The 426-nt window shown below is 30.0% G+C and carries 1 pseudogene; it reads right to left on the bottom strand.

Annotated features, from left to right (window positions below):
* Positions 1 to 195 precede the first annotated feature (195 nt).
* A pseudogene (locus AB4496_RS29455) lies at positions 196 to 426 on the bottom strand (flagellar protein FlgN); the annotation flags it as partial.

Raw genomic sequence — 426 nt, 5'->3', positions numbered from 1 at the left:
AAATACATAACTCGATCAACATTCCGGTCAATTCAGGTAACAAATTTTCCGAAAAATAGTCGGCTGGATTATTTAAATAAAACCCAATTCGGACACAAGCTAATAAAAGTATAGCAACAACAATTGTAAATGTTCCTTGTTTCGTATTACCCGGAATCCAATTCATTTTTCAACACTTTTAGTATAAATAATCAATTATCTTTGTTTCTTCCACGACTTTAGAAATGCAAGATGATTCGAGTCTAAAGCTAGGAACTCGTATTTTTTTACTAACTCTTGAGTTTCTATACTTAACCTTCCTAATTTATCGATAGCTATGAATACTTGTTTCTTAGATTTTGAATATTCTTTTACTATTTTTTCTATTGCATGGTCTTCCATATTAGAAAAGACAATTAGATCATGTATCAAAGCAGGAAGATATGT

The organism is Vibrio sp. 10N.222.46.A1 (assembly GCF_041473595.1).
Lineage (GTDB): Bacteria > Pseudomonadota > Gammaproteobacteria > Enterobacterales > Vibrionaceae > Vibrio > Vibrio tasmaniensis_A.
Note: the sequence above shows the minus strand (reverse complement) of the source record. Positions and strands in the feature narration are given on the sequence as shown.